Here is an 8,438-nt window from a genome sequence, read left to right as displayed (position 1 = left end):
ATATAATACTATTTAAAGATGAATTATTAGTGGATAAAAACGTTAAATAATTAGAGGATTTTTATAATAATATAAATGGAAAGTTGCCTTTTAATAAAAAAATAGTTAGCTCCAAGAATCCTTGTAAAAGTTTATAATCAAGGAGTTATTATTGCACAGGAAATATTATTCCTAATAATTTATTAAATACTGAACTCAAATAAGAAGACATTATTTTTTCAGAATTAAAGGGAAAAATCAAGGGGGAAATTGATGCATATTGCTAAAGAAAAACCCGGTAAAAAAATTTGAATTCCTTGCTAAAAATAAAGAATAACTAAGGGGCCTTTTTCAACAGAAAGCCTAATCTTTTCTTCATATATTGAGAGAAGGGCTATTTTTTAACATGAAAATCTCACTTTTTGAAACTGGGAAGGACAAAACAATAGGTAAAAGTGAAAATATAATAAAGGAGGCCTAGAATGTGTGATGAGGCACTTTAAAAAAGCAATAAAAAAAGTCAGTCAAAAAAAGGGGTTTTCTCTATAGTTTTCCAAGTCTTTTCAAGGCTCTTTCAATTTTGCCTCTATTATTGGATCACCACTCTTCCTCTTGCTCAATTTTCTCGTCCTCTTCCATTTCCTCTATGGAAGGACGATAGATATGAAACTCTACCCTTCGGTTTAACTTTCTATCGACAGCTGTTTTCTCCTCCACAATGGGTTTGGAACTGCCATATCCAATGGCATTTACCCTGAATTCAGCTACCGGATTAAAATAGGTAACATACTCCTTTATGGCATCAGCTCTTTTTTGAGATAAGGTCAAATTAAAATCATCATCTCCTGCAGAATCAGTGTGTCCTGATATTACCAGTTTAAACTCGGGATTATCCAAAAGGAAATTAACAATTTTGTTTAAATCACTTCGCATTTCGGTTTTGATCTCAGCTTTTCCATGATCAAACTCCAAGGATTCAAATTTTATATTGGTCGATAAAGGCTTAGCATAACGACCCATTTCCATCTCCCCGTTCAAATAGAACATTTCTTCTATACGAAAGAAATTATCTCCCTGAATAATCAATAAGTAATTATTATTATTGATCAGGTCAAATTCAAAAGACCCATCGGCCCGTAAAAACTTGGGTGCTACTTCGATTCCATGATCCAAATCAATAATAGACACGATGCCTTGGTAAGGCTTATGCGTCAGAGAATCTGTTAAGGATCCACTAAGCCGGGTTACTGCCAAAGGTTGGGCTTCCATAGGCAAAGGAAAAGAATACAAACTCATATCCTCAAGGCTTTCGGTTTCCGAACGGGCATAATAGATATCTTTCGATTCTGAATCTATAGTAAAATAGAATTCACTTCCTTTCCCGTTAATTAAAGGACCTATATTTTTTGGATTCTCCCAATGCCCTTGGCGCCTATTACTTTTATAAATATCAAATTGCCCGAAATTTAGTGTCTGATAATCAGAACTAAAATACAATACATGGTGAACAGGGTGATAAAAAGGGCTATTTTCACTCCCTCTCGTATTAATTACAGGGCCAGCATTTTGAGCCTTCACCCAATTCCCATCAGAAGATTTATAGGTAAAATAAATATCGGACAAGCCAAAACCACCAAGACGATCAGATGCAAAATACAAGGTATCTTCAGTATGAGACAAAGAAGGATGGGAGTCCCAACTGCTACTATTTACGGAACTCCCCAAATTCTCGGGAGAACTCCAAATTCCATCAGATTGCAAGTGACTTACATAGATATCGCAATTCCCAATACCATCAGGCGCCCAACAACGGGAAAAATAAAGCGTTTTCCCATCCTTACTTAGGCAGGGAGACCCCTCATTAAATTGGCTGTTAATATTTTCAAAAGGCTTTGCTGCACGCCATTTTCCTCTTTCTTTTTTGCTTAAATATATCCCCTCCACACTTTCCACTTCCAGCCCTCTTCTAGCCCTTTGTCTCTTGGAGGTAAAAAGCAATGTTTCATCTTTCAAACTTAAACTGGGCCCATAATCGGCAGAAGAAGAATTAATACTATCGCCCATATTCAATAAAATTCCTTTTGGAGGCCTGAGCGTATCTATTTCTTGCCGATATTCAACCAGTTCATAGTAATACTTCAAAGGCACATACAAATCTGCCTGGTCCCGATTAAGGCTATCATAATGTTTTTGTAACCACTGCAAACTGAAGCTATCTCTATGATGCTTTAACACCAATCGGTAAAGGGCTTTAGCTTCTTCCTTCTTTCCTAAAATCTCAGCAGTTTTCGCAAGTCGCCAAAGTAAATCAGTATCCTTATAAAAATTTTCTATTCCAAAGTTTTTTACATAATCGGATAAAACCGGATACAAGCCCTCCCAGTTTTTTTGTTTTTCATATCTCTCAATCTCTCTAAATGCTTTCTTAGCATAATAGAAGGGAATTAAATTAACATTTTTAAAAGGGAAATTTCCATTGAAAAGGGAAAGGGAATCCTCGACATCTGCCTGCTTGACTTTTAATTGGGTTCCTTCAATAGCTTGAGCCTTGGCCCACGAAAAACCAACCATAAAAAAGCAAAAAAACACAATGACACTTTTCCTATGCGCTTTCATTAAAGGAGATCGCTAAATTCCCAATTAACTTTGCAACCACCAAAAAGACCCAATGGTCGAAAAGCCTTTAAAATTAAGCCATTAGCTTTCCATAAAGTCTATAATGGTATAAAACTAGCAGACATAAAAAATTGAAAGCACAATGCCGAAATTACTACCTAATTTATCAAATTTAATCATCAATTAGGAACTTGGGGATATAATTTTGCATAATTCACAGGAAAAAATTGAATTGAACCAAACCTCACCAGTTCAATTAAAGAAACTCCTATTTTATTGATTTCAAGCCTACTCACTCGAAAGGTCATAAAAGTCAATTACTCAAACAAATTCCTATCTTGGAAAGCGTAAAAATTTCATTTTAAAAACACAATAATTGATAATTTAATTTACCTATTGCCCACAAACCTCTTCTGCATACTAAATGGGAATCATTTAAAAATTAACTTGCCCTAGAAATAAAAAAAATACAACACCCCTACTATTACCTTTTTTTACCCCATTAAAACTCCACTTAGCCCATCAAAAAAAGAGGCTAGTAAAAAAGGTATTCTCCATAGTTAAAGAAATCCCTTTTTAAACCAGCCTCCTTAGCTCATTTCTTTTGCCTGAAATTTAGAGCTTGTCTAAAAATTTTTTCATTTTGTTGCAAATCACCATAAAGCCCTGAGCATGGTTGTTTTCTTTATTCCTAATTATGGATCATCAACTCAAAAACAACCCTTTCAGACTTCAAACTTTCATTCTCACTAAGTAAAAATTCAGACAAGCCTTAAGAATTAATATAAATAATCCAAAGCGGTTTTATCACTGCTGGTAAATGGACGGTCAAGATTAACACTTCCACAAGCCAACATCCATGAACCGGCTTCAGGGCCAGTTGGTGTTCCTGGGATATGATTTGCTCCAGTACTTCCAGCTCCTTCATCATCAGGAGATCCACCACAACTAAAGCTTCTATCCATATAATCGGTATGACGGAAACCAATGCAGTGCCCCATTTCGTGGGCAATGGTAGTAGCCAAACCGTCAATATTGGTTACACCATCATAATAAGATCGAGTCATGAGAATCTCATCATATGGGTTTCCAGATGCCGTAGGGAAGCCTGCCGACCCTAAAATTCCAAATAGCCCATAATACCAAGGAGAAGGATTGATAACAATATCGGCTTGGGATGAGCTGCTAACCCGCTGAAATGTAAGCGTCAAGTTCTCCGCATTGTAACGTGCAATTGCTTCATCTGTACCGTCAAAGTAGTTTTGACTAAAGCTTGAATTCACATAAACACTTATTGTTCTCGGAGTGGCAGTCACCAAATTATTTGTAGAATATTGTTCTGCTGTAGGTAACTGAGAAGCATTCGATAGATCATCTAATTCTGAAAGATTAATTACGATATCATTTTCTACAATAAGTTGACCATTATACTTAATTACAGGATAGTCAACTGTGTTGAATCCTAAGCGATCCAGTTTATCATAAATTTCAGAAGATACTTCCTCCAAAGCAGGAGATTCTTCTTCCGGCTGCTCGCAGGAATAAATGCAAAATAACATTGATCCTACTAGCATTAGATTTAATATTTTCTTCATGAGAATAAAATAGTTTTGTTAAAAATAAAATAATAAAAAACTTAAAAAGACAGGAAATGAGCTATAATAAAAATTGAAAATTAAATCAATTTAATAAAAATTTAATACAAATTAAACAATATCTTAATCAATTTAATTATATCCATTCCAAGTAAAATAAAAGCTATAATCAGGAGCTAAAAACGAAAAAATATTCAAAAATATTCCTATAAAGAAATTCTATTACACTCATTACCCTTTCCATTTTTAATTTTAACACAAATAACCTAAGAAGTCTTACCATTATTAGTAAAAGGAGGATTAGTGAATGTAATAGAGCAAGCCAGAATTCAGGAACCAGCCTTTGGATCTGTTGGTGTACCTGGAATATAGTTATCTCCCATTCTTTCATCGCTCTCATTATCGTCAGGGCCGCCACAACTAAAGCTTTTATCCAAATAATCGGCATACCGAAAACCAACATAATGACCTATTTCATGGGCAATAGCAGTCTCGAAGGCAGCCATTATTGGAGAAGCAGGAATTTTCTTCTTAACAGGAAAAGAAGTAGTCTGGAAAGCGAATTTGTCTTCATCCAGTTATCAGAATATTTCCGGGTCCAGAAAGAGGTTTTTCCGATTTAGCCATAAGTGTACAAAATCAATATTATGGTTGGAGACATAGGATGTGCAATACTTTTCAAATAAAGACTCCATAAATTTTAATAACTTGCGAAAGAATCAAATTCATCCTTCCACTACCATGATCTTTAAAAGTCATCCTTATATAAAATCCACAGTGGCACTTACAGGTATTTTAGTACTTACCTTTTTCCTTTTAGGTGTTTTCAACCCCACCCAAACTCTGATTATAAAACAAAGAATTGACCGGCCTCCAACAGTAGTATTTGCGACCTACACCAACCCGGAAATGATGGTAAGACGCATAAAAAATCTACTAGAGGTAGAATTAATTAGTGGAGAGCCCAATGAAGTGGGCAGTGTATATGAATTTAGAGTAAGCGGAAAAAAACAAAATTACGTCATTACGGAAGAGCTCACTGAATTTATTAGAGACCAGCGAATTGCATACCAACTGAAAAGCGAGGCCATGACTGTAGATGCCGAAATAAATTTTATTCCTGAGAATGGAGGAACATTAGTTGTAGCCACCCATCATGTAACAGGAAAAGGTGATTTTTGGAAGGCCTATTTTAACTTTTTTCATAGTCTGCTAGAAAAAAAACTAAAGGAGGATTACCTTAATTTAAAACAATTGGCTGAGGAAGTTGAGATAAAAGAAAAAAGGAACAATAAAGAAGATAAATAAGCTGCTTTAAATTAAACTGCAGAATTTGTCATATATTCTTTTTTTATAAGAGCATACATCCACATATCAAAATGCCTTTCATTCCAATACATCCAATCCTTCAACAGACCTTCTTTTTTGAAGCTAAACCTTTCCAATAGCTTCATGGACTGTATATTTCCTTTCATTACTTCGCCCTCCACCCGATTAATTTCCAATTCATGAAAGCCAAAATCAAGCACTTTAGCCAATACCTCTTTCATAATGCCCTTTCCCCAAAAAGCAGGCTGGAGATCAAAACCTATATTGGCTCGGTGATTTTTACTAAAATTATTATAGCCTATGGTACCGATAATTCCCTTTTGATTCTTTAATCCAATTCCCCAACGTACAGCTTTCTTTTCCAAAAAACGACTCTCAAAATACTGAATAAGTCTTTTACTGTCTTCCGTAGTTTTGAAGGGTTTGAGGTTATAAAATCTAACCACCCTGTCGTCCCCAAAAAGCTTCAATAAATCTTCTTGGTGTCCATTGGAAATGTGAATCAATTGTAACCTTTCGGTTTCCAGCTGGGGGAAATCTTGTAAAGTAGATTCGCCCATACCTTTAGCTTTTGGCTATTCCTTTAATTCCCATTTTCTCCATTAATTTACTGGCATTAAAACTGCGACAAGGACCTTCATGGATCTTATAATCAAATAAAATTTCATCTCCCTCAATCTGGCTTTCAAAACTAAAATTTTTCAATTGATCTGATTCTTTTGCCAACTCACTTAGCTTAATATCATGAGTAGAAACCAAACCCGAAGCATTTAAGTCTTTCAATTGTCGAATAAGAGCCGCTGCCCCTTCATGACGGTCATGCGAATTGGTTCCTTTTAAAATTTCATCCAGCATGAAAAGTACCGGTTTTTCGTCCTGAAGTAAGTCCAACAATTGACGGAGCCGCTTCAATTCTGCATAAAAAGAAGAGACACTTTCTTCCAAAGAGTCTATAGTCCTCATGCTAGTAAACACCTGAGTTTGGGAAACAACCATGGCCTTAGCACAAACCGGTGCTCCCGCCAATGCCAAAACAGTATTTATGCCCATTGTCCTTTCAAAAGTGCTTTTTCCTGACATATTGGAACCCGTGACAATGGCAATACTCCCAATGCCATCCAACTCAAAATCATTGCAAACTCTTTTTTCTGCCGGAATCAAAGGATGTCCTAATTCCTGGGCCTTAAATTGATGATCTGATGAAACAATTTGTGGAATTGCAAAATCTGGATTTGAAAAGTTTAAGGCAGCCATTCCACTCAATACTTCAAATTCACTTATAGCCTCAAACCACTTATTTACGTCTGACTTCATATTAGATCGCCATCGTTCCGCACGCAATAACCACTGAATATCCAAAATGAAAAGTATATTGAATATATGATAGACTAAATTGGCCCGAGAATCCAGGTTATCCAAAATAAATCCTAATCTCTTGATTTCTGTTGAAGACTTCTGATTTTCATGTTTGAAAGCTGCTTGTAATCCTTTCAATTTATTGGAAGAAAATTCTTCCCCTTCAATCATCCCAATTAAAGAACTATAAGCTTTAAGGGTTTTTACACTTCCTGAGGTTTTCCTATGAGTATCCTGAGCATAAGCTTGTACACTTCCTAAAAAGAAAATATTTAGTAGGACGATTACAGAAAGTCCATAATAATTCCATTCCAAATACATCATCGCAGGAATATAAGCCAAAACCGATAGGGGCAGTAACCAGGCTCCTATCACATAAAATGGGTTTCGACTTAATTTATTCGGTTCCTTTAGCCAGTTTAAAAGTATTTGGGTATGGTTTTCTTCTTCTTGCACTTCGTAATGTCTGCCCGAAGCCTGAAAGTTTTGTCTCCATTCTAACTTCTGACTCAATTCTTTTACTGCCTCCTGTCTACTTTCGACTTCGTTCAGTTGGGCTCCTTTTAATAGCCATTTTGCCAGCATTTCCTTTCCTGCTGAAGTGGTTGCCCTGCAAAGCAATTGAAAAAGAGAGTTTTGCCCAAAAATATCCAGGTCTAAAGCATAAGGATGATCTGCTTCTAAATAGGTATCGCCAGAAGGTAGACCCCTAAGTTTTCCTTTTAACCGGGCAATTTCTTCCTCATTAATCTCCTTTAAAATTCCATTATGTTTTTTTTCGTAACTAATGCGATTATGGTAACGAACCAAAAAGGCAAAGCCAATAGGGCCGATAAATAAAAGGAGAAGAAAAGCTGATTCCGCACCTATATTAGCCAAAAACACCACGCTTATTAGATAAGCCAGAAATAACAATACCCTCAGCCAGGAAAGCCTACTACTTTTTTTACTTAGTCTTTGAAAAGATTCAGCAAATGATTTTTTTCTTTTTTGATAGTTTTTTAAGATTTGGTCACGCATAAATTAATACAAAAAGGACCCCGATTTAATGGTAAAAAAAACAATGAAAATTTAACTAAACAATAAACCCGAAAGATCCGCAAAATAATTCCAAATTATAAAATCAAAATTGCAAAACGAATAAGAAAAAAATATAAAAAATGAATTAATATATTTATAATTCCTTCACCACTTTCAAATATACTTTTAAGTAAACTCCTCTCTCAAACTTTAAAAGCATACCCAATGTGCTACGGTTATTTACTATAAAAAATTCTTTAGGAGGAAACTATAAATAAGGATTCTTTTCCCTCAAACCTAATGAAAAACTATTAAAACAGAACTTTAAATAATGGCGAAAGGTAGCATATCCCCTTTAATTCCTCTTTAGGCCCAAAGAAAACCGGATTTTTTAAAAGGTTAAAATACCAGGTATTTTTTCATTATTAATTAAATAAAACTTTTAAGAGTTCAGCAATCCTCATTAAATCTATTCTTATCTAGAAAATCCAATTTATTTCTCCCTTATTCTGGTAAAAGAATTACCACAAAACACCATTAACT

At 35.1% G+C, this 8,438-nt stretch carries 6 protein-coding genes; 1 reads left to right on the top strand and 5 read right to left on the bottom strand.

The window, feature by feature from the left end:
- Positions 1-576: 576 nt before the first annotated feature.
- The 3 genes from E1171_RS13290 to E1171_RS13280 form a co-directional block, all read right to left on the bottom strand.
- On the bottom strand, positions 577-2,595 hold the full coding sequence (locus E1171_RS13290; RefSeq protein WP_246164332.1) for an OmpA family protein: 2,019 nt from the start codon (positions 2,593-2,595) through the stop codon (positions 577-579).
- 779 nt (positions 2,596-3,374) lie between these two features.
- Positions 3,375-4,190: a M57 family metalloprotease gene (locus tag E1171_RS13285; protein ID WP_155206495.1), complete on the bottom strand. Its 816-nt coding sequence runs from the start codon at positions 4,188-4,190 to the stop codon at positions 3,375-3,377.
- A gap of 329 nt (positions 4,191-4,519) precedes the next feature.
- Positions 4,520-4,696 (bottom strand): M57 family metalloprotease, encoded by a 177-nt coding sequence (locus E1171_RS13280; protein WP_155206494.1) that lies wholly within the window; start codon positions 4,694-4,696, stop codon positions 4,520-4,522.
- A gap of 202 nt (positions 4,697-4,898) precedes the next feature.
- Between E1171_RS13280 and E1171_RS13275 the strand changes: the two genes are divergently transcribed.
- The gene (locus E1171_RS13275) at positions 4,899-5,498 is read left to right on the top strand and encodes an SRPBCC family protein (protein ID WP_155206493.1); all 600 of its coding nucleotides are present in this window, start codon (positions 4,899-4,901) and stop codon (positions 5,496-5,498) included.
- 11 nt (positions 5,499-5,509) lie between these two features.
- Here E1171_RS13275 and E1171_RS13270 read toward each other — a convergent pair whose 3' ends face one another.
- Positions 5,510-6,079: a GNAT family N-acetyltransferase gene (locus E1171_RS13270; protein WP_155206492.1), complete on the bottom strand. Its 570-nt coding sequence runs from the start codon at positions 6,077-6,079 to the stop codon at positions 5,510-5,512.
- Positions 6,080-6,083: 4 nt separating this feature from the next.
- On the bottom strand, positions 6,084-7,895 hold the full coding sequence (locus tag E1171_RS13265) for a MutS-related protein (protein ID WP_155206491.1): 1,812 nt from the start codon (positions 7,893-7,895) through the stop codon (positions 6,084-6,086).
- Between the last annotated feature and the right edge of the window lie 543 nt (positions 7,896-8,438).

The organism is Xanthovirga aplysinae, from assembly GCF_009711365.1.
Taxonomy (GTDB): Bacteria; Bacteroidota; Bacteroidia; order Cytophagales; family Cyclobacteriaceae; genus Xanthovirga; species Xanthovirga aplysinae.
Note: the sequence above shows the minus strand (reverse complement) of the source record. Positions and strands in the feature narration are given on the sequence as shown.

Coding starts and splice junctions, on each gene's coding strand:
- E1171_RS13290 (WP_246164332.1), bottom strand. CDS start 2,595: ATGAAAGCGCATAGGAAAAGTGTCATTGTGTTTTTTTGCTTTTTTATG.
- E1171_RS13280 (WP_155206494.1), bottom strand. CDS start 4,696: ATGGCTGCCTTCGAGACTGCTATTGCCCATGAAATAGGTCATTATGTT.
- E1171_RS13270 (WP_155206492.1), bottom strand. CDS start 6,079: ATGGGCGAATCTACTTTACAAGATTTCCCCCAGCTGGAAACCGAAAGG.
- E1171_RS13265 (WP_155206491.1), bottom strand. CDS start 7,895: ATGCGTGACCAAATCTTAAAAAACTATCAAAAAAGAAAAAAATCATTT.
- E1171_RS13285 (WP_155206495.1), bottom strand. CDS start 4,190: ATGAAGAAAATATTAAATCTAATGCTAGTAGGATCAATGTTATTTTGC.